The 19,420-nt window shown below is 68.3% G+C and carries 19 protein-coding genes; 11 read left to right on the top strand and 8 right to left on the bottom strand.

From position 1 onward, the window contains the following. The first annotated feature begins 175 nt into the window (after positions 1 to 175). Both ACK5F2_RS18155 and ACK5F2_RS18150 read left to right on the top strand, forming a co-directional pair. Positions 176 to 781 carry a GNAT family N-acetyltransferase gene (locus tag ACK5F2_RS18155; protein ID WP_409867288.1) on the top strand — a complete coding sequence of 202 codons (606 nt, stop codon included), beginning with the start codon at positions 176 to 178 and terminating at the stop codon, positions 779 to 781. Positions 782 to 886: 105 nt separating this feature from the next. Then, positions 887 to 1,669, top strand: coding sequence for a hypothetical protein (locus ACK5F2_RS18150; protein ID WP_409867285.1), 783 nt, complete (start codon positions 887 to 889; stop codon positions 1,667 to 1,669). A gap of 225 nt (positions 1,670 to 1,894) precedes the next feature. Here ACK5F2_RS18150 and ACK5F2_RS18145 read toward each other — a convergent pair whose 3' ends face one another. From ACK5F2_RS18145 to ACK5F2_RS18135, 3 genes are read right to left on the bottom strand one after another with little or no spacing between them, the layout of a single operon-like run. Beyond that, positions 1,895 to 2,596 (bottom strand): hypothetical protein, encoded by a 702-nt coding sequence (locus ACK5F2_RS18145; RefSeq protein WP_409867283.1) that lies wholly within the window; start codon positions 2,594 to 2,596, stop codon positions 1,895 to 1,897. Beyond that, entirely contained in the window at positions 2,593 to 2,982 is a 390-nt protein-coding gene (locus tag ACK5F2_RS18140) for a hypothetical protein (RefSeq protein WP_409867280.1), read from the bottom strand. The genes ACK5F2_RS18145 and ACK5F2_RS18140 overlap by 4 nt, the downstream gene beginning before the upstream one ends. Further along, on the bottom strand, positions 2,979 to 4,148 hold the full coding sequence (locus ACK5F2_RS18135; RefSeq protein ID WP_409867278.1) for a hypothetical protein: 1,170 nt from the start codon (positions 4,146 to 4,148) through the stop codon (positions 2,979 to 2,981). Before ACK5F2_RS18135 ends, ACK5F2_RS18140 begins: the two co-directional genes overlap by 4 nt. A 164-nt stretch (positions 4,149 to 4,312) precedes the next feature. On the opposite strand from ACK5F2_RS18135, the gene ACK5F2_RS18130 reads away from it, so the two are divergent. The 9 genes from ACK5F2_RS18130 to ACK5F2_RS18090 all read left to right on the top strand — a co-directional run bounded on the left by ACK5F2_RS18130 (position 4,313) and on the right by ACK5F2_RS18090 (position 12,760). Further along, positions 4,313 to 4,804: a GreA/GreB family elongation factor gene (locus tag ACK5F2_RS18130; RefSeq protein WP_409867275.1), complete on the top strand. Its 492-nt coding sequence runs from the start codon at positions 4,313 to 4,315 to the stop codon at positions 4,802 to 4,804. A gap of 39 nt (positions 4,805 to 4,843) precedes the next feature. After that, positions 4,844 to 5,584 carry a glutathione S-transferase N-terminal domain-containing protein gene (locus ACK5F2_RS18125; RefSeq protein WP_409867272.1) on the top strand — a complete coding sequence of 247 codons (741 nt, stop codon included), beginning with the start codon at positions 4,844 to 4,846 and terminating at the stop codon, positions 5,582 to 5,584. A gap of 39 nt (positions 5,585 to 5,623) precedes the next feature. Further along, the gene (udk, locus tag ACK5F2_RS18120; RefSeq protein WP_133602008.1) at positions 5,624 to 6,268 is read left to right on the top strand and encodes a uridine kinase; all 645 of its coding nucleotides are present in this window, start codon (positions 5,624 to 5,626) and stop codon (positions 6,266 to 6,268) included. A 142-nt stretch (positions 6,269 to 6,410) separates the two neighbouring features. Beyond that, entirely contained in the window at positions 6,411 to 6,911 is a 501-nt protein-coding gene (locus tag ACK5F2_RS18115; protein ID WP_409867269.1) for a DUF2059 domain-containing protein, read from the top strand. A gap of 50 nt (positions 6,912 to 6,961) precedes the next feature. Continuing rightward, a complete protein-coding gene (gene thiL / locus ACK5F2_RS18110; RefSeq protein WP_409867267.1) occupies positions 6,962 to 7,927 on the top strand; it encodes a thiamine-phosphate kinase in 966 nt (321 codons plus the stop codon). Between the two features lie 5 nt (positions 7,928 to 7,932). After that, a complete protein-coding gene (locus ACK5F2_RS18105; RefSeq protein ID WP_409867266.1) occupies positions 7,933 to 8,523 on the top strand; it encodes a phosphatidylglycerophosphatase A in 591 nt (196 codons plus the stop codon). A gap of 7 nt (positions 8,524 to 8,530) precedes the next feature. Further along, a complete protein-coding gene (locus ACK5F2_RS18100) occupies positions 8,531 to 9,031 on the top strand; it encodes a CinA family protein (RefSeq protein ID WP_409867263.1) in 501 nt (166 codons plus the stop codon). Positions 9,032 to 9,035: 4 nt separating this feature from the next. Beyond that, a complete protein-coding gene (locus ACK5F2_RS18095; RefSeq protein WP_409867262.1) occupies positions 9,036 to 9,962 on the top strand; it encodes a 2-hydroxyacid dehydrogenase in 927 nt (308 codons plus the stop codon). A 50-nt stretch (positions 9,963 to 10,012) separates the two neighbouring features. Continuing rightward, entirely contained in the window at positions 10,013 to 12,760 is a 2,748-nt protein-coding gene (locus tag ACK5F2_RS18090; RefSeq protein ID WP_409867259.1) for an ATP-binding protein, read from the top strand. A 27-nt stretch (positions 12,761 to 12,787) separates the two neighbouring features. On the opposite strand, the gene ACK5F2_RS18085 is transcribed toward ACK5F2_RS18090, so the two are convergent. The 5 genes from ACK5F2_RS18085 to leuS form a co-directional block, all read right to left on the bottom strand. Continuing rightward, the gene (locus ACK5F2_RS18085; protein ID WP_409867257.1) at positions 12,788 to 15,205 is read right to left on the bottom strand and encodes a putative bifunctional diguanylate cyclase/phosphodiesterase; all 2,418 of its coding nucleotides are present in this window, start codon (positions 15,203 to 15,205) and stop codon (positions 12,788 to 12,790) included. Between the two features lie 10 nt (positions 15,206 to 15,215). Further along, entirely contained in the window at positions 15,216 to 15,776 is a 561-nt protein-coding gene (locus ACK5F2_RS18080; RefSeq protein ID WP_409867254.1) for a methylamine utilization protein, read from the bottom strand. Between the two features lie 157 nt (positions 15,777 to 15,933). Further along, positions 15,934 to 17,007, bottom strand: coding sequence for a DNA polymerase III subunit delta (holA, locus tag ACK5F2_RS18075; RefSeq protein ID WP_409867252.1), 1,074 nt, complete (start codon positions 17,005 to 17,007; stop codon positions 15,934 to 15,936). Between the two features lie 10 nt (positions 17,008 to 17,017). Then, positions 17,018 to 17,518, bottom strand: a complete 501-nt coding sequence (gene lptE, locus ACK5F2_RS18070) for an LPS assembly lipoprotein LptE (RefSeq protein ID WP_409867251.1) — start codon at positions 17,516 to 17,518, stop codon at positions 17,018 to 17,020. Continuing rightward, positions 17,518 to 19,420 (bottom strand): leucine--tRNA ligase (leuS, locus tag ACK5F2_RS18065; protein WP_409867248.1); only part of this gene is annotated, 1,903 nt, incomplete at its 5' end. The genes leuS and lptE, both read right to left, overlap by 1 nt.

Raw genomic sequence — 19,420 nt, 5'->3', positions numbered from 1 at the left:
CCGGGGGCCCCTGCGGGCCGAGGCGCCCGGGGGCGCCGACACGCCCCACGCCCTCTGGGGGCGGGGGCCCGACTGTGTTGCGCTGAGCCGCCGGGCTGCGCTGAGCCTTGGGGGTGGGCGGGGGGCGCTCACGCGCGCCCGCTCTCCTCCTACACTGCGGCCGATGCCAGCATCCATGCCACCCGAGACTGCGCGGGCCCTGTGCGCCGCCCTGTCCAGCCCGCGCCTGCGGCTCGAACCCCTGGGCGAGCACCATGCACCGGCCTTCTATCCCGCTCTGACGCAGGACGAAGCCCTGTACCGCTGGATCTCCATGAGCCGTCCCGCGAGCGAAGCCCAGCTGGCCGAGCACTGGCGCTGCCTGGTGCACAGCGGCTACCGTTCGCCGGACGGGCTCAGCGCCTGGCCCACCTGGGCGGTGCGCCGCGCCAGCGACGGGCAGGTGCTGGGGCGTGTGGATGCCGAGCTGGTGCTTGAAGCGCCCGCGCAGGGAGAGGCGAGTGGAGTCGCAGCTGCGCTGGTCGCCCCCAATCTCGGCTACTACTTCTTCAGCCCCTTCTGGGGCCAGGGCTACGCCAGCGAGGCCGTGAGCGCGGTGCTGGCCCACCTGGCCGGCTGCGGCATGCAGCGCTGCGCCGCCACCGTGACCGTGGGCAACCAGGCCTCCGCCCGCGTGCTGCTCAAGGCCGGTTTTCACTTCCACCGCATCCTGCCCGGCAACGATGTGATTCGGGGGGAGGCGGTGGATGATGAGGAGTATGTGTGGGGGTTGGCCGGGTAGCGGTCGCAGTTGTTGCCGTGAAGTGACGGAACTCGTGGGTACCGGTCACCCGAGCGCTGGCGGGCCCACGGCGCTGCCGAGTGGAAAAGAGCCAGGGAGGAAAACTTGATTGACGACGAAGACGGCAAGGTCAGGCGGAATCTGGTGGTGTATTCCACGCTGGTGATCGTGGTGACCTTCTTGGGTATTCAGCCGATGCAGATCCTGTTGAAGCTGATAGGCGATGACAACGGCAAAGTCGAACCCTGGCGGGTTTGGTCGGTATCGGCCGCAGTCCTGTTCTACCTCTGGCACCGTTTCTCAACTGCCCCAATTCAGGATTCCAGCGAGCAGGCGAAGGCTGAACGCGCGACTATCGATCGTCCGAGGTTTCTTGACGTCTGGGAGAAGTTGTGGACCCCGCTCCGGTTCCAGCTGATCAAGGAAGATATCGAGCACTGGAACAACGGCGCGCCGCAGTTGATGCGCGCAATTCAACGGCACTCGCTCCAGTCTGCTTATGAGCTGGTTCCCCTCGGAACCAAGCTCAAAAACGATAGGAGGGCCTCAATCTTTGCGACTTTCAGCGAACCCTCCCCAGTTTCACCGAAGCCGCTCCGCCGAAATGGCACCTTTCAAGCCATTGTTCAGCTGAAGATCCCAACAGATCAGCGTGGCGAGTCCATGGAGCCCTATGGTGGAACTTCCCCTATGGGGGGGCTGTGCTACGTGCTCCCGCGAAGCTTGTGGCTGCAGATGCTTGTTAAAACCATTCCAGCGGCTCTGCTCACGACCGACGATGGCCTGCAGCACAATTTTCCGCGGCTGCTTGCTCAGGTGGCTGCAGGCTGTATTGCTTGGCAACTCTTCTGTATCGTCTGGGTATGGTGGCGCTCCGGTACTGTCTGAGTAGGTTCAGTCGTCGCCATCCACCGCCTCCGTCCTCTAGTTGCTAGCGATCATCTAGGGCTTTGAGCAAGGTTTGTTTGGCGGAGATTCACCAATGGTGAAAGCACAGACAGATGCGCTTCTATAGCGTCAAGAACCCATGAAGCCACGAACCTCTGCGATCGACCTGAGTTCAGGTCGGAGGTCAGAATGCCATGCCGATAAAGGCAGGCCGACCCAGCCTTGCTAGTTTATGGTCGGCCCTTCATGCCCCTCCACGCTAGGTGAGGCTTTCGCGGCTTTCGCAGCCTTCCGCTTGACAGTCTTCAAGCCTGAGGTGTCCTGCGGCTTGAAGTAGAGCGCTACCGCCATGGTTCGCACAGTGACCCTCATGCCTGTGGCGTCGTTTTCATGCACTGAAAAGCCGGCCAATCGGTTCTTGCAGCAACTCCATGGGTTAAGTCCCATCCTATGGAGCTTTGCCAGCCATTTGTTCAGCACGTCCCGTGCTTTCGGCGTCGCGACCATGTAGAAGATCAGCCCACCCTGGTCGTGGCTGAAGTTGCCGGAGGCTGGCCGGTAGCGGCTCATAAGCTGCAGCAGCCCTTGGTCGAAGTTGCCGTCCTTCTTCGCTTCACCAAACCAAGTGTAGGGCCCCAGCTCGATGGTCAGGTCCACATGCCCCCCGCTCTTCACATCCGGGTAGCCTTTGTAGCCTTGTTGCCGCAAGCCATGGAGGATGTCACCGCTGAGCCTGTCTTCGCAGTCATTCTGGCGCAGCTCCGGCGCGCTTTGCATGTTGAAGATGACCGCGTCGATGTCCTCGTATAGCTGGTCAACAAACTCCCCGTACGTAGCTACACCGTCGCGAATCAGCTCGCGCCGCATCGCGGCCCGTACCACTGGCCGCCCTTGCAACCGCTCTAAGTCTTTCAACGAGAAATTCATCGAGCAGCCTGTTCTTTCAGGCCGACGCCGGGCGCAAAGCAGACGAGGATTTCAGACGAGCTCAGGGGCTGCCCGAGCTCTGGGTGGTACACCACCTCACCCTTCGCGTAGTGCTGAATTTCTTCTTTCGGTAGGTCGTAGAAGTAGCCTCGGAACTCGTACATCAGACAGGTCTCGAGGACCCGCAAGCTCGGGTTAGCTAAGTACATCACCGCCCGCGCGACAACCTTCTGATCGTCCTCGGCAGCAAATCGCAGCAGGTCGCCGAAGGAGTAGTGATCGAGCCGTTTTTCTTCGTTGGTCAAGGCCTGCAAAACACGCAGGCAAGCGTCCCTCACGCCGGGCTCATTGGCCCAGTCATTTTGGATTGCCTCGGTCACGCTCACTTTGGCCTTCTCGACAGCCGGTTCAGCATATGGCCGACCACGAACTCGTAATCAGAGGCATCCATGCAACCCATGATTTCGGCCATCGCAACCCCCTGGTCGGCGCCAGAGTAGATTGCCCGAACGCTACCGCGCAACTCTAGGCCCAGGTCTGCTTTCTGGCCCGGCTGATCCCAGGTAATGCCTATGGCGTACGGCGTTACGGCGTTTACTGCCTTCTTGCCACCAACATGAAAGTGGTCCTTGCGGAAATCCTGCGTGCGGCGCCTATGGATCTGGCCGTGGTTGTTCGACGATGTGTCCCGGCTAGTCGCGACGAAACCCAGGGCGGTAACTCGGCCACAGCTCTGGTCCCTGTAAAGCTTGTCGATGGCAGGGAAGAAGTTCATCAAGCCGACGTTGACGGCGGACCTGTCAATGAACTTGGTCGTCATGCGGTTCAACTCGTTCATGATCCCGACGTAAGGCAGCGCCTTCTTGTCCTCGGTCATCCCCGGCTGGAAGTCGGTCCGAAACTCCACCAGCTCCTTGCCGATGTCCACCACCACTGTGTCGAAGCATGGCACCTGGCGCCACTTAACGCCGATGAGCTCCTGATACTCCGCGAACGTCCTAGCCTGCGCAGCACTCATCTTGGAGATGTCGAGTTCCTCTCGCAATGAATAAGCCCGCGTCGTGAAGAACTGCAGGTACAACTTATCCGCGACAAAGTCCGCCGCGATGAGTTGCGGCGGGACCGACTTGAACGGCTCGAGGCCGTCCTTGACGGTCGGAGCTCCAAGGATGTCGAAGGGGCGTTTCTTCAAAATGGGCTGGAGGTCGGAGATAGCCTTGACCCTCGCCCAATCGAGTACTTCTTTCTTGGCTGCCTCGCCTTGCTCCCGCAAGTCGTAGATATGTACGTGTTTGTTGCCAACGTAGGTGTGGTTGATCGCCACTAAGCTGAGCGACTTGTACGCTTGGTTCCAGACCGCGTCGCTGTGTACATCCAGTCGGGCTCGACTTAGGGTCTCGGTCCATCCACGACTTGCGTGCATGCCGGTGGAGGCGATGAGCGGGCGAGCTGACGAATGGAGCATCCGCGTCTCCAGTAGCTCCAGAATCTGAACGACGCGGTCGCGTGCAGCAATCGTGCCTGCCGCGGTACCGTGCGACGGGTTCTTCATGATCCCTCCCTGGGGTATCTCGTATTTGTTCACCGCATGATAACGACTGAGGGAAGGTCTGCATCAACCGCGGGCAAGTCTGCCGCCACGCTTCATTGGCGTTATTGAGGCAGGCCTTTAGCTCGAACCCCGCGAGAATCGCGGCAGTTCACTTCCCTTTCACCATGGACAAACTCTTGCTGCAGCGGCTGGTGCTGGAGCGGCTGACCCAAGACCTGCTGCAGGCCGAGCAGGGCGCGCGCACGGCGCATGAAACGGCGACTCACGAGGAGAACATCGCCGAGAGCAAATACGACACGCTGGGGCTCGAAGCCTCGTACCTGGCCACCGGCCAGGCGCGCCGCGCCGAGGCCATACGCCAGGCCATCGGCCAGTGGCAGCAGTTCCGCCCCCGCGCTTACGACGCGGGCCAAGGCATACAGCTCGGCGCCCTGGTCTGCCTGGGCCATGTCGATGACGATGAGAAACAGCAGCTGCTGTTTCTGGGCCCGGACGGCGGCAGCATGAAGCTGGCGCTGGAGGGCGGCCAGTGGGTGCAGGTCATCAGCGGCGCCGCCCCCTTGGGCCGGGCCCTGCTGGGCAAGCACGAGGGGGATGAGGTGAGCATCCAGGTGGCGGCAAGCCGGCAGCAGTTCGAGGTGCTGCGGGTCGATTGATCTGCACGCAAACAAACAAACAAAAGTCTTGTTTTGGCCATGCACGCACCCACCCCCACGCCCACAGCCCCAGCTTCCGCAGACCCCGCGCTGGGGCCCGCGGCGCCGTCCCTGCCGCGGCTCTACACCTTCCGCCGCTGCCCCTACGCCATGCGCGCACGCATGGCCTTGCTGCAGGCTGGGCAGACCTTCGAGGCGGTGGAGATCAGCTTGCGCGACAAGCCGGCCGGCTTGCTGGCCCTGTCGCCCAAGGGCACGGTGCCCGTGCTGCAGCTGCCGGACGGCCGCGTGATCGAGGAGAGCTGGGAGATCATGCGCTGGGCGCTGCTGGAGGCCGCGGCGACGACAACAGCGCCCCCCGATGCGCAGGGCTGGTGGGCGCGGGCGCAGACCCCCGAGAACCTCGCGCTGCTGCAGCTCAATGACGGCGACTTCAAGCGCCATCTGGACCGCTGGAAGTATCCCCAGCGCTATGCCAGCGAGCCCGGCGAGCCGGCGCCGCCCGAGGCCCACCGCGACAGGGCCGTGGACTTGCTCTTGCGCCCCCTGGAGCGGCGGCTGCAAGACGGCGCCGCGCCCTTCCTGGGCGGCGCCACGCCCTGCGCCACCGACCTGGCCCTGATGCCCTTTGTGCGGCAGTTCGCCGCGGTGGACCCGCCCTGGTTCGCCAGCCTGGACCTGAGCGCGCTGCGGGCCTGGCTGGAGGGCTGGCTCAGCGCCCCGCTGTTCCTGGCCTGCATGCACAAGCCGCCCGCGGATAATTCCGTCATCCAGTTGTAAAGTCCCGGGCCTTTTCTTTGCAAAGCCGCCCCACACACCATGCCCAAAAACCCTCACAAGCCTTTCGTCATCGGTGTCGCTGGGGGCAGCGGCAGCGGCAAATCCACCGTGACGCGCCAGGTGGTGGCCGCCATCGGGGCGGAGAACGTGGCGGTGGTGATGCAGGACGACTACTACCGCGACCAGTCGCACATGCCGCCCGAGGAGCGCTGCAATCAGAACTACGACCACCCGGATGCCTTTGACTGGCCGCTGATGGCCCAGCACCTGGCCGCGCTGCGCAAGGGTGAGGCCATCGAAATGCCGGTGTATGACTTTGCGGCCCACAACCGGTCCCGCGAGACCATCACCGTGAAGCCCGCGCCGGTGATCGTGGTGGAGGGCCTGTTCGCCCTGTACGACACCAAGCTGCGCAACACCATGTCGCTGAAGATCTATGTGGACACGGCCTCGGACGTGCGCTTCATCCGCCGGCTGCAGCGCGACATCTCGGAGCGGGGCCGCAGCACCGAGTCGGTGGTGAACCAGTACCTGGAAACGGTGCGCCCCATGCACAAGCAGTTCATCGAGCCGACCAAGCGCAATGCCGATGTGATCCTGCCGCACGGGGCCAATGGCCCGGCGGTGGACATCATCACCACCAAGGTGATGAGCCTGCTGTCGAACGGCGCGCAGCGCGGCTGATGAGCGCCGCGGCCCGCCGGCCGCCGATCGGGGCTTCCCCACTCCGGGGGGCATGATGCGTGCACCGGGGCTGGCAAGATGTGCGCCCGGTGCCGTTCACTCGGTATCGCTGCCCACACCCGAGACCCTCAAGGAAATTCAGATGCGTCGACTGCTCCTCTCCCTGGCCCTGGCGAGCGCCTGTGCCGTGCATGCCGCCCCCGCCAGCCAGGCCTCGGTGGAGGCCCTGCTGCAGGTGACCAAGGCCGAGTCGATGATGGATGCCATGTTCGTCCACATGGAACAGATGATGCGGGCTGGCATGCAGCAGGCCACCCGAGGCAAGACCTTGAGCGAAGAGCAGCAGCGTCTGCTGGATGCCGTGCCCGCGAAGTTCATCGGCGTGATGCGCAGCGAGATGAATTGGCAGACGCTCAAGCCGCAGTTCGTCAAGCTCTACCAGGACACCTTCGAACAGTCGGAGGTCGATGGCATGCTCAGCTTCTATGCCAGCCCGTCGGGTCAGGCCCTGATCCACAAGATGCCGGTGGTGATGCAGAAGTCCATGCAGCTGTCCCAGACCCTGATGCAGGCCGCCATTCCGCGCATGCAGGCGGCCATGGAAGAGGCCATCAAAGAAGCCAAGCTTTCCAGCGCTCGCTGAGTCGCGTCGGCCTGCCCGCGCAGCAGGCCCAGGCTGAGACAATCCACCCCATGGGTGAATTCGACCTGATCAAACGCTTCTTCACGCGCGACACCAGGGCGCCGCAGCCGGGTGTTGCGCTCGGCATTGGCGACGACTGTGCCGTGATCGGCCCGACACCGGGCGCGCAATGGCTGGTCTCGACCGATATGTTGGTCGAGGGCCGGCACTTCCTGTCCACCGTGGCGCCGGAGCGCCTGGGCCACAAGGCCCTGGCGGTGAATCTCTCGGACCTGGCCGCCTGCGGCGCCACGCCGCGGGCCTTCACCCTGGCCCTGGCCCTGCCGCGAGCGGACGAGGCCTTTCTGGATGGCTTTGCGCGCGGCCTGTTCGCGCTGGCCGATGCCCACGGCATTGCCCTGGTGGGGGGCGACACCACGGCCGGCCCGCTGAATATCTGCATCACCGTGATGGGCGAGGCCCCGGCCGGCCAGGCCCTGCTGCGCAGCGGTGCGCGGGCGGGCGACGATCTCTATGTCTCGGGCAGCCTGGGTGATGCGCGCCTGGCCCTGGAGGCCTTCCGCGGCACCGTGTCGCTGAGCGCCGAAGACTTCGAGACCGCCCGGCGCGCCATGGAATGCCCCCAGCCCCGCGTGGCCCTGGGCCAGGCCCTGCGCGGCCTGGCGCACAGCGCCATCGATGTGTCGGACGGTTTTGTGGGCGATCTGGGCCATGTGCTGGCGCGCTCCGGCCTGGGCGCCACGGTGAAAGCCGATGCCCTGCCGCGCGGGCCGGCGCTGGCGCGCCAGGCGCTTGAGCTGCAGCGCCTGTGCACCCTCTCCGGGGGCGATGACTACGAGCTCGTCTTCAGCGCCCCGCCCGCGGCCCGCGCCGCAGTGCAGGCGGCCAGCGCGGCCAGCGCCACGCCGGTCACCCTGGTGGGCCGGCTGGAGGCCGAGCCGGGCCTGCGCCTGCTCGATGCCCAGGGCCGGGCCCTGGACTGGCGCGTGGCCGCCTTCGACCATTTCAAGAGCTGATGACGATGAGCAGCAGCAACACTGACGCCGATTCGCCGGCCAGCCCGGCACAGGCCAGCGCTCCCGAGCAAGACCTGGCCCCACGCCGCGCCACGGCCGGCTTCATGCTGCGCCATCCGGCGCACTGGATCGCCCTGGGTTTTGGCAGCGGCCTGGCGCCCAAGGCGCCGGGCACGGTGGGCACGCTCTGGGCCTGGGCGGCTTTTCTGGTGCTGGATGTCTGGCTCAGCGATGCGCACTGGGGCTGGCTGATCGGCGGCGGCACCCTGCTGGGCTGGTGGGCCTGCACCGTGACCGCCCGCAACCTGCGCACGCCCGATCCGGGCGCCATCGTCTGGGACGAGGTGCTGGCCTTCTGGGCGGTGCTGTGGCTGGTGATGCCCACCGGCTTCTGGGGCCAGGCCCTGGCCTTTGCCCTGTTCCGCTTCTTCGATGCGGCCAAGCCCGGGCCCGTGCGCTGGGCCGACGGCCTGTTCAAGGGCCAGCGTGGCCGGCCCGTGGGCTGGGCCCAGGGCTTTGGCATCTTGTTCGACGATTTCGTGGCGGCCGGATGTACCCTGCTCGTCATCGCCTTGTGGCGCAGTCTTGTGGGGTGAGCGAGCCATGCTGTTTCCCGAAGAACATGAGCTGATCGAGCGCATCGCGGTGGCCCTGATCCGGCGCCGCGAGTGCATGGGCACGGCCGAGAGCTGCACCGGTGGCCTGATCGCCGCGGCCTGCACCAGCCTCTCGGGCTCCAGCCAGTGGTTCGAGCGCGGCGTGGTGAGCTATAGCAACCAGGCCAAGACCGAGCTGCTGGGCGTGCCGCCGGCCCTGATCGATCTGCATGGCGCGGTCAGCGCCGAGGTGGCCGCCCATATGGCGCGCGGCCTGCTGGCCCATGCGCCGCTGGACTGGGCCCTGGCCGTCACCGGCATTGCCGGCCCCAGCGGTGGCAGCGCCGACAAGCCGGTGGGCACGGTCTGGCTGGCCCTGGCTCATGGCGGCGAGCCGCCCCAGGGCTGGCCGGGGCATTTCGCGGGCGACCGCCATGCGGTGCGCGTCGCCACCCTGCGCTCGGGCCTGATGGCCCTGTGCGAGGCCCTGGAAGACCGGGAAGCCTGAGCCCATGAGCATTCTGCTGAGCGGGCGCTGGCCCGAGGCCGAGCGCGATCAGTGGCTGGCCCTGCTCAGCGCCGCCCTGCCCGAGGAGCGCTTTGTGCTGGCGCCCGAGCCCGAGGTGGAGATCGCCGTGGTGGCCAATCCGGCGCCCGGTGCGCTGCAGGGCCTGCCGCGCCTGGGCTTCATCCAGTCGCTCTGGGCCGGGGTGGAGAAGCTGCTGGCGGACGAGACCCTGCCGCCGGGCATTCCGCTGGCGCGCATGGTGGACCCGGCCATGAACGAGGCCATGCCCCAGACCGCGCTGTGGGCCGTGCTGGGCCTGCATCGCGGCTTCTTCCAGGTGCAGGCGCAGCAGCGCCGCCGCGAATGGCGCCAGCCCGCCCAGCCGCGCGCCGCCGAGTGGCGGGTGCTGGTGCTGGGCCTGGGCGAGCTGGGCGGCCGCGTGGCCCAGCTGCTGGCGGCCCAGGGCTATGCGGTGAGCGGCTACAGCCGCAGCCCGGCGGAGCTGGCCGGCGTGCGCTGCCTGCATGGCGGCCTGGAGGTGCTGGATGCCGCCCTGGCCGAGGCCGATACCGTGATCAATCTGCTGCCCCTGACCGCGGCCACGCGCGGGCTCTTTGACGCGGCGCGCCTGGCCCGCTTCAAGCCCGGGGCCGGCTTGGTGAACCTGGCGCGCGGCGCCCATGTGCAGGAGGCCGATCTGCTGGCTGCCCTGGCCCAGGGCCGGCCGGGCCACGCGGTGCTGGACGTGTTCCAGCAGGAGCCCCTGCCGCCCGAACATGCCTTCTGGGGCCATGAGCAGATCACCGTGCTGCCCCACACCGCGGCCCAGACCGATGCGCGCAGCGCCGCCGCCCTGGTGGCCGCCAATGTGCGGGCCTGGCGCGCCGGAAGCCCCCCGGCCCATGGGGTCAAACGGGAGCGCGGTTACTGAGTATCTGGGTTAGCCTTGCTGCACGTTGGGATAAAAAGATCACGTGCGATATGGCTGCAGTCCAGGCCTTGATCGAGATGTTTGCCACCGAGGAGGCCGTGCAGGCCCTGGAGGCGCGTTACCGGGCGGCACCCGAGTCGGGGCTGGCCCTGGAGCTGGCCTGGGCCCTGCGCCAGCGCGACACGGCCCGGGCCCTGCAGCTGCTGCGCAGCGTGCCGCCCTCGCCGCGGCTGTGGCTGACCGAGGCCGAATGCGTGCTGCTGCTGGGGCGGCTGGACGAGGCGGCAGGCCTGCTGCAGCGGGCCGAGCAGGGCTTTGCGGCGGTGGACGATGCCGTGGGCCTGGCCGATGTGCAGTGGCTGCATTACTACCTGGCGGCCGACCGCGGCGACACCCCGGGCCTGCACCGCGCGCTGGAGCGGGCCATCGCCCTGGCCGAGCGCGGGGGCGATGCGCGCCGCCGACTGGTGTTCGAGGCCAGCCTGGCGCGCGCCGAGGTGCTGCGCGACCGTGCCGCAGCCGAGTCGCGCTGGGCCGACAGCCTGCCTGCGGCCGATGAGGCCGATGCCCTGTGTGCCGCGGCGCTCAATGACTTTCGCGGCATGCTGGCGGCCCTGGGCGGGCAGTTCCTGGAATCCATCGAGTGCTGCTCCGCCGCCTACAGCCAGGCCCTGCACAGCGGCCAGCTGCGGCGGGCCATTGCCCTGGCCACCAATCTGGGTTTCACCTTCACCCGGATGCACGATTACGAGAGCGCGATCGACTGGCTGCGGCGTGCGCTGGAGCTGGCGCGCTCGGCGCGCTGGCCGGGCATGATCAGCCTGTGTCTGGCCCACACCGGCGAGGCCTTGCGCCGCCTGGGTCAGCTGGGCGAGGCGCGCGAGCTCTTGCAGGAATGCCTGCAGCTGCAGGCGGCCCGGCCCCAGGCCCGCACCACGGCCCTGGGCCGGCAGTATCTGGCCGATGTGTCCATGGATCTGGGCGATACCCAGTCCGCGCTGCAGGGCTTTGAGCAGCTGGGGCGCGAGGCCCAGACAGGGGGCTGGATCGATCTGCAGATCGAGTCCGCCCGGGGGTGTGCCCGCGCCCTGCCGGCCCTGGACCGGGCCGAGGAGGCGGTGCAGGCCGTGCAGCAGGCCCTGGCCCTGTGCCAGTCCCAGCATGAGCGCGGCCAGCTGCCGGAGCTGCGCGGCCAGCTGGGCGAGCTGCTGCTGCGCCTGGGGCGCGCCGAGGCCGCGCGCCAGTGCTATGCCCAGGCCCTGGAGGATGCCCAGGCCCTGCCCGGCTACCGCCTGCCGCCGGCCCTGCTGGATGGCGCCGCGCGCGCGCATGCGGCCCAGGGCCAGTACGAGGCGGCCTTCGAGCTCTCGCGCCGGGCCGGCGAGCTTCGCGAGCAGGGCTTCAGCGAGGATGCCCGCCAGCGCTCGCGCGCCATGCACACCCATCACCAGATCGAGCGGGCCCGCGCCGAGAGCGAGCATCTGCGCCGCCTGGCGGCCTCGGAGGCGGCGCGCTTCGAGACCTTGAAGGACGCGCATGCGGTGCTGCAGCATCTGAGCAGCGTGGGTCAGGAGATCACGGCCGAGCTGCAGGTGGAGCGGGTGCTGGAGGTGCTGGAGCGGCGTGTGCACGCCCTGCTGCATGCCAGCTGCATGATGGTCTATCTGCTGGACGAGAGTGGCAGCCGCCTTCTGTGCGAGTTCGGTGTGGAGGACGGCGAGCCTTTTCACGACCCGCCCATTCCCCTGGATGCGCCCGACTCCTATGTGGCCCGCTGCGCGCGCGAGCGCCGCGAGTTCGTGCTGGATGCGCCCGACGAGCTGGCCCTGGCCGCCCAGGTGGCCGACACGCCGCAGCCGCAGAGCCTGGTCTTCATGCCCCTGATGGTGGCGCAGCGCCTGGTGGGCGTGCTGAGCCTGCAGTCGCCGCGCAGCGCGGCCTATGGCGAGCGCGAGCAGCTGATCCTGCGCAGCCTGGCGGCCTATGCCGCCATCGCCCTGGAGAATGCCCACGCCTATCAGCGCCTCTCGGCCCTGCAGCGCCAGCTGCTGGCCCAGGAGAAGCTGGCGGCCCTGGGGGCCCTGGTGGCGGGTGTGGCGCACGAGATCAACACACCGATTGGCAACAGCCTGCTGGCCACCGGTACCTTGCTGGGGGCGACCCGTCAGCTGGCGCAGCGGGTGGAGGACGGTGCTGCGCTGCGGCGCAGCGACTGGCAGAGCTATGCGCGCGACTCGCTCAGCGGCCTGGAGATGATCGAGCGCAATATGCACAGCGCCGCCAGCCTGGTGGACAACCTCAAGCAGGTGGTGCAGGAGCGGGATGTCCAGCAGCGCCGCCAGTTCGCCCTGGCCGAGCTGGCGGGCGAGCGCTTGCAGCCCCTGGCGGCCCAGGCCGCGCGCGCGGGACATGCCCTACGTCTTGAGATCGATGCGCAGCTGCGGCTGGACAGCTACCCCGGCCCCCTGGGTCAGGCGCTGGAGATCCTGGTCGGCAATGCCCTGCTGCACGGGCTGGAGCCCGGGCGACCCGGTGTGGTGACGGTGCTGGCGGCGCTGCTGGACGAGGGGCGCTGCCGGCTGGAGGTGCGCGACAACGGGCGCGGCATGAGCGAGGCGGTGCTGGAGCGGGTGTTCGACCCTTTCTTTTCCACCCGCTTCGGCCAGGGTGGCAATGGACTGGGCCTGGCCATCTGCCACACCATCGTCTGCCATGTGCTGGGGGGCGAGATCCATGCCCACAGCGCGCCGGGACGCGGCAGCCGCTTCATCATGTCCCTGCCGCTGCGCACGCCCTGAGTCGGTGAGGCGGCCGCGCGCCAGGACTCAGGCGGCTGCGGTCTTGTTGGCCGTGTCGGTGGCGTCCAGCGCGGGCGCCTGCCAGCGCGCCAGCCAGGGCAGGAAGTCGGCCGCGGGCATGGGGCGGCCGATGCCGTAACCCTGACCCTCGTTGCAGCCCAGGGCGGCCAGCAGGCGCCAGTGGGCCAGGGTCTCGACGCCCTCGGCCACCACGTCCAGCCCCAGGTTGTGGGCCAGCTCGATGGTGGAGCGCACGATCTTGGCATCGGCGTCGTTGCGCTCCATGGCCATCACAAAGCTCTGGTCGATCTTGAGCTCGTTGACCGGCAGATGCTTGAGATAGGCCAGGGAGGAATAGCCGGTGCCGAAGTCGTCGATGGACAGCCTGAACCCCATGCCACTGAGGGTGGTGAGCGTGTTCAGCGCACGCTGCGGGTCGTCCATGATGGCGCTCTCGGTGATCTCCAGACACAGCATGGCGGGCGTCGCCTCCTGGCGGGCCAGCTGCTCGGCGATCTTGGCCGGCAGCTCCTGGTCCAGCAGATCGCGCGTGGAGAGATTGACGCTGATGCGCAGGGGCAGGCCCTGGGCATGGGCCTCGCGGGCCTTGCGGGCCGAGGCCTCGATCACCCAGGCGGTGAGCTGACGGATGAAGCCGGTCTGCTCGGCAAAGGGAATGAACTGCAGGGGCGGCACCAGACCGCGCTGCGGATGCTGCCAGCGCAGCAGGGCTTCGGCGCTGTGGATCTGGCCGCTGCGCAAGTCCACCTTGGGCTGCAGGTAGAGCCGCAGCTCGTCCTGCTCGATGGCGCGCCGGAGTTCGCCCAGCAGGGACAGCGCCTCCTGGCTGCCGGCGTCCAGGGCGCTGTGGTAGACCATGCTGCCGCTCTGGCGGCGCTTGGCGGCATACATCGCGAGCTCGGCCCGGCTCAGCAGGGTGCCGGCCTCGCGGCCGTGTTCCGGGGCCAGGGCGACGCCCAGGCTGGCGCCCAGGTCCACGGTCTGGTCGTCGATGCGCAAGGGGGTTTCAAAGTCCTGGTGGATGCGCCGCGCCAGATCCAGGGCGCCCGCTTCATCGGCCTGGTCCAGCAGCATGGCGAACTCGTCGCCGCCCAGGCGTGCCAGCAGGAAGCCGCTGCCGAACTGCAGGGCCTGCAGGCGTGCGGCCACGCTGCGCAGCAGGCGATCGCCAAAAGCATGGCCCATCACATCGTTCACATGCTTGAAGCGGTCCAGATCCAGCATCAGCACGGCGCAGGGGCGCTCTTGGGCTTGTGCCAGGCGTTCGGCCAGGCGCGGGCCGAACTGCCCGCGGTTGGGCAGGCCGGTGAGCGGGTCCCAGAAGGCCAGGCGGTGCACCTGGGCCTCGCGGTCGCGGATGTCGTGGCGCATGGCCTCAAAGGCGCCGGCCAGCTCGCTCACCTCGCCCAGCGTGGAGGGGGCCGAGATGGGGGTCTCGTAATCGCCGCGGCCCAGTCGCTTGGCCGATTGGGCCAGGGCCGTGATGGGCCGGCTGATGCGGCGGGCCGTGAAGATGCTGCCCACGGCAAAGGCGGCCAGACCGGCCAGGGTCAGCGCCAGCAGGCTGAGCTGCAGCTGGCGGTAGGGGGCCATCTCCTCATCCACCGAGGCCCACATGGCCACGGCGGCCCGGGTCTGCGTGGCCGCAGGCGTGGCCAGCAGAGGCAGGCTCATCAGCCGCACCTGCCAGCGCTGATCGCCCCAGCTGCGCAGCACCGAGACGCCCGGCTCCTGCGCATTCAGCACGGCGCCGATCTGCTCGCGTTCGCGCGGGTCCAGCAGGGAGACAAGCTCGGTCCAGGGCCGGCCCGGTTCGGCGCTCAGGAACATGGCGTCGACATTGACCAGGCGCTTGAGGTCCTGCAGCGGCGTGTCGTCCAGGGCAAAGCCCATCAGCACATGGCCCATCAGGGTTGGCGCCTTCACGGGCACCGCGACCAGCTGCAGCAGCTGGCCATTGAGCGGCACCAGGGCGGGGAGTTCGCCCTCGCTGCTGCGCCCCAGGGTGCCCAGCAGGCCCTCGACATCGGGTCGGGTGGCGGTGACCAGACGGCCATCCAGGTCGAGATAGGCGACCAGGGCCGCGCCCACACGCTCGCCGTTGTTGGCCAGGGCGTCGCGGATGGTGTCGCGGTCCTGCTGTTCGAGATGGCCGCGGCCCAGGGCCTCGCGGAAGCCCCAGTCGGCCGCCAGCAACTCCGCGGCGGCCCTCTCGCGGGTGACCTGCTGCACCAGCAGGCGCTGCATCATGCGGCCGGCCGTGGCCAGCTTGGCGTCGATGGCGCGCTCGGCGTTGGCCTGTATGGTCTGGCGCGTGAAGGCGAGGCTGGCGAGCTGCACCAGCAGCAGCAGCGCCAGAAAGAGCGCGACGATGCGGCCCTCGATGCGGCGCAGATTGAGAAAGGCGGGCAGGCGGCTCTTCATGCGGCGCGTCTCAATCCTCGACGAGCTGTAGGGAACTCAGGGCCGGATCCTGGGGCCTGACGTTCAGGCTGCGCGTCTGCAGCAGGGGCTTGCGCAGGCTGGCATGCCACAGGCGCACGCTGTGCTGCCCGGGCGGCAGGTCCAGTTGCACGCGCCCCGTGGCGTCGGTGAGGGCGAACAGGGGCGTGTCGACGACGACGATATGGGCGCTCATGCGGTCGTGGATATTGCAGCCCAGGGCCGCGACGCCGGGCTTGTCGAACACGATGGGTTCGGCCGGTGTGCCCGAGTAGAGCTTGATGTCGAAGGGCTTGATCGGCGAGAAGGAATAGACGTGGTGGCGCACGGTGTCGAAGTTGGGGAAGTACACCGCCGTGCCCGTCTGAACCGTCAGGACGGCGGGCTGGAACTGGCGCTCGCGTTGCACCATCTCGGCCCGCGCGCCGCGCGGCGCCATGCGTGCCTGCCCCTGCAGCTCAACGGCGACCACGGCCTCGGCCAGGGGCTGGCCCTTGCTGTCACGCACCTCAAACGTCCAGGGCAGGGCCAGGCCGGCGCGCGCAGCGCTCAAGCCCCCCAGAATCAGTGCCAGTCTCCACAGCGCTCGCATACTTTTTGGCGGGCAGGGCCGTTCGTCGCAATGGGACTGACTCTAGCCGCAATGGGGTGTGCAGGGATAGGGGCGGGGCCCGGGTGTCATCCTCCGGGCCACGGAACGCCGGGGACGCTCAGGGCCGCAGGGCCAGCTTGGGCGCGCGTGGGGCGGCGGCCACCTCGATCAGCATCAGGGCCAGGCGCTGCAGAGCGTCCCAGGGCTCCTGGGGCCAGCCAGGGTGGCGCAGGCCCTTGACGATGCCGTCGCAGACCTGGGCCGCCTCCACCAGGGGCGTGAGCTGGGCTAGGCGCAGGCCGGGCACGATGCGCTCGAAGAGCTTTTCCTTGGCGCCCCAGATGCGGCCCTCGCGCAGGGCCATGGGCAGGGGCTTGCCGGCCTCCACGGCCTCGCGCACGCGCTTGAGGGCGCGCACATCCTCGGCCAGGGTCCAGTGCACCAGCACGGCGGCCTCGCCCTCGGCGCGCAGGCCGTCCAGCATGCGCAGCACCCGGGTGAGCTGGCCGGCCAGCACGGCCTCGCTGAGCTTGAACACGTCGTAGCGCGCCACGTTCAGCACGGCCTGCTCGATCTGCTCGAAGCTCAGCGGCCCCTGGGGGTGCAGCAGGGCGAGCTTTTGCAGCTCCTGGTGGGCGGCCAGCAGATTGCCCTCCACCCGGTCGGCAAAGAAGGCCAGGGCGCGCTGGCCCTCCTCGCCTTCGGCCACGGGCTGGCCCTGGGCCGCCAGGCGCTGGGCAATCCACTGCGGCAGGGCGCGGCGCTCCACTGGGTCCACGCGCACGGTGAGGCCATGGGCGTCCAGGGCGCCGAACCAGGCGCCGTTCATCTGGGTCTTGTCCAGGCGCGGCAGGCTGACCAGGGTGACCACGTCCTCGGGCAGGGCCTCGCAGTAGCGCTGCAGGGCCTCGGAGCCGTCCTTGCCGGGCTTGCCCGAGGGGATGCGGATCTCGATGAACTGGCGCTCGGCAAACAGGCTCAGGGCCTGGGCCGCGCCCAGCACCGGGCCCCAGTCGAAATAGGCGCCGCTGACGGTGAAGACCTTGCGCTCGCCATAGCCCTGGGCCCGGGCCGCGGCGCGGATGGCGTCGCAGGCCTCCTGGGCCAGCAGGGGTTCGTCGCCGTAGACCGTGTAGAGGGGCTTGAGGCCCTTGGCCAGCTGGGCCTGGAGTGCGTCGGGGCGGATCTGCACGGCGCGGGGCTCAGCCGGGGAGGCGCACCGTGGCCAGGCGGCGCAGGATCTGGGTCACCGCATCGGACTGCATGGCGCGGAAGAGCTGGGCTTCTTCCTGCTCCTTGGCCAGGGCCTGGGTTTCGGTGTAGTTCATCTCGCGGCTCAGGCGCAGCTCGGTGGGCGGCAGCAGGATTTCGCCGGACGCGGTGCGCAAGAGATAGTCCACGCGCAGGCGCAGCTCCCACTCCCGCACCTGGCCGGCGCTGCTGGTCACCAGGGCCCGCTTGTCGCGGTCGTCGCGCCGCGCTTCCAGCACCAGCTCCGCGCGGTTGAAGTCCTCGGGTACCTGCACCGAGCTGCGCGCCAGCAACTGGCGTCGCAGCTCCGCCGCCAGGGGCGAGCCGGGCTTGAAGCCCTGCAGGCCCAGGCTGCGAAAGCGCAGCTCCGGCTCGCGCCGCGGCGCAAAGCCGCAGGCGGCCAGGCCCAGGGGCAGGGTGGCGAGCAGGAGGGTGCGGCGGCGCAGTGCCATCAGACGACGAGGTTGACCAGGCGGCCGGGGACGATGATGACCTTCTTGGCCGGCTTGCCCTCGCTGAACTCGGCGAACTTCTCATGCGCCAGGGCGGCGGCCTCGATGGCGGCCTTGTCGGCCTGGGCCGGCACCTTCAGCGAACCGCGCAGCTTGCCGTTGACCTGCAGCATCAGCTCGATCTGGTCCTGCACCAGGGCGCCTTCGTCCACCTGCGGCCAGGGGGCATCCAGCAGATCTCCCAGTTCGGCGGCAAAGCCCAGGTCCTGCCACAGGGTGTGGCTGATGTGCGGGCAGGCGGGGTAGAGCACGCGCAGCAGCACCGAGACGCCTTCGCGCACGGCGGCGGCTTGGGGCCCCACATCCTTGAAGCCTTCCAGCGCATTCAACAGCTTCATGGCCCCGGAGACCACGGTGTTGTACTGCATGCGCTCGTAGTCGTAGCTGACCTGCTTGAGCACCAGATGCACCTCGCGGCGCAGGGCCTTGCCCTCTTCGCTCAGGGCGGCGAAGTCGCTGCCCGCAGCCTTCAGGGCCTCGGCGTTCTTGGCGGCAAAGCCCCAGACGCGCTTGAGGAAGCGGTGCGCGCCTTCCACGCCGGCATCGTTCCACTCCAGCGTTTGCTCCGGCGGGCTGGCGAACATCACGAACAGGCGGGCGGTATCGGCGCCGTACTGGTTGATCAGCTCCTGCGGGTCCACGCCATTGTTCTTGGACTTGGACATGGTGCCCACGCCCTCGTAGTCGATGGCCGAGCCATCGCTCTTCAACTTGGCGCCGATGATCTTGCCGCTCTTCTCGTCGAAGACGTTCTCGACCTCATGCGGCCAGAAGTACTCGATGCCGCCCTTGTCCGTGCGGCGCGAGTAGATGTGGTTCAGCACCATGCCCTGGGTCAGCAGCTTGGTGAAGGGCTCGTCGATCTTGACCAGGCCCAGATCGCGCATGACCTTGGTCCAGAAGCGGGCGTAGAGCAGGTGCAGGATGGCGTGCTCGATGCCGCCGATGTACTGGTCCATGACGGCGCCGGGGCGCATCCAGTATTCGGTGCCGGCGCCGACCATGGCGTTCTGGTTCTGCGCGTCGCAATAGCGCATGAAGTACCAGGACGAATCCACGAAGGTGTCCATGGTGTCGGTCTCGCGCTTGGCGGGCTTGCCGCAGACCGGGCAGGGCACGTTCAGGAAGTGGGCATGCTTGGCCAGCGGGTTGCCGCTGCCGTCCGGGATGCATTCCTCGGGCAGTACCACCGGCAGGTCCTTTTCGGGGACCGGCACGGCGCCGTGCTCTTCGCAGTGGATGATGGGGATGGGCGTGCCCCAGTAGCGCTGGCGGCTCACGCCCCAGTCGCGCAGGCGCCAGGTGGTCTTCTTCTCGCCCAGGCCCTTCGCGCCGACGAGCTCGGCGACCTTGTCCACGGCAGCCTTGTGGCTCAGGCCGTCCAGCACGCCGGAGTTGACGCAGACGCCTTGCGTCTTGTCGCCGTACCAGTCGGCCCAGGCCGTGGTGGAGAAGCTCTGGCCTTCGACAGCCACGACCTGCTTGATCGCTATGCCGTACTTGTTGGCAAAGGCAAAGTCGCGCTCGTCATGCGCCGGCACGCCCATCACCGCGCCGTCGCCATAGCTCATCAGCACATAGTTGCCGATCCAGACCGGCACCTGGGCGCCGCTCAGCGGGTGCGTGACCACCAGGCCGGTGGGCATGCCCTTCTTCTCTTGCGTGGCGAGTTCGGCCTCGGTCGTGCCGCCCTGCTTGCATTCCTCGATGAAGGCGGCCAGCTCGGCATTGCCGGCGGCGGCATGCGCGGCCAGCGGATGCTCCGGCGCCACGGCGCAGAAGCTCACGCCCATGATGGTGTCGGCACGGGTCGTGAAGACGTAGAGCTTGCCGTCCTGGATC

Origin of the sequence: Roseateles sp. (assembly GCF_046300915.1) — a bacterium.
In the GTDB taxonomy this organism is placed as follows: domain Bacteria; phylum Pseudomonadota; class Gammaproteobacteria; order Burkholderiales; family Burkholderiaceae_C; genus Kinneretia.
This window is presented reverse-complemented; position numbering and strand designations above follow the sequence as displayed.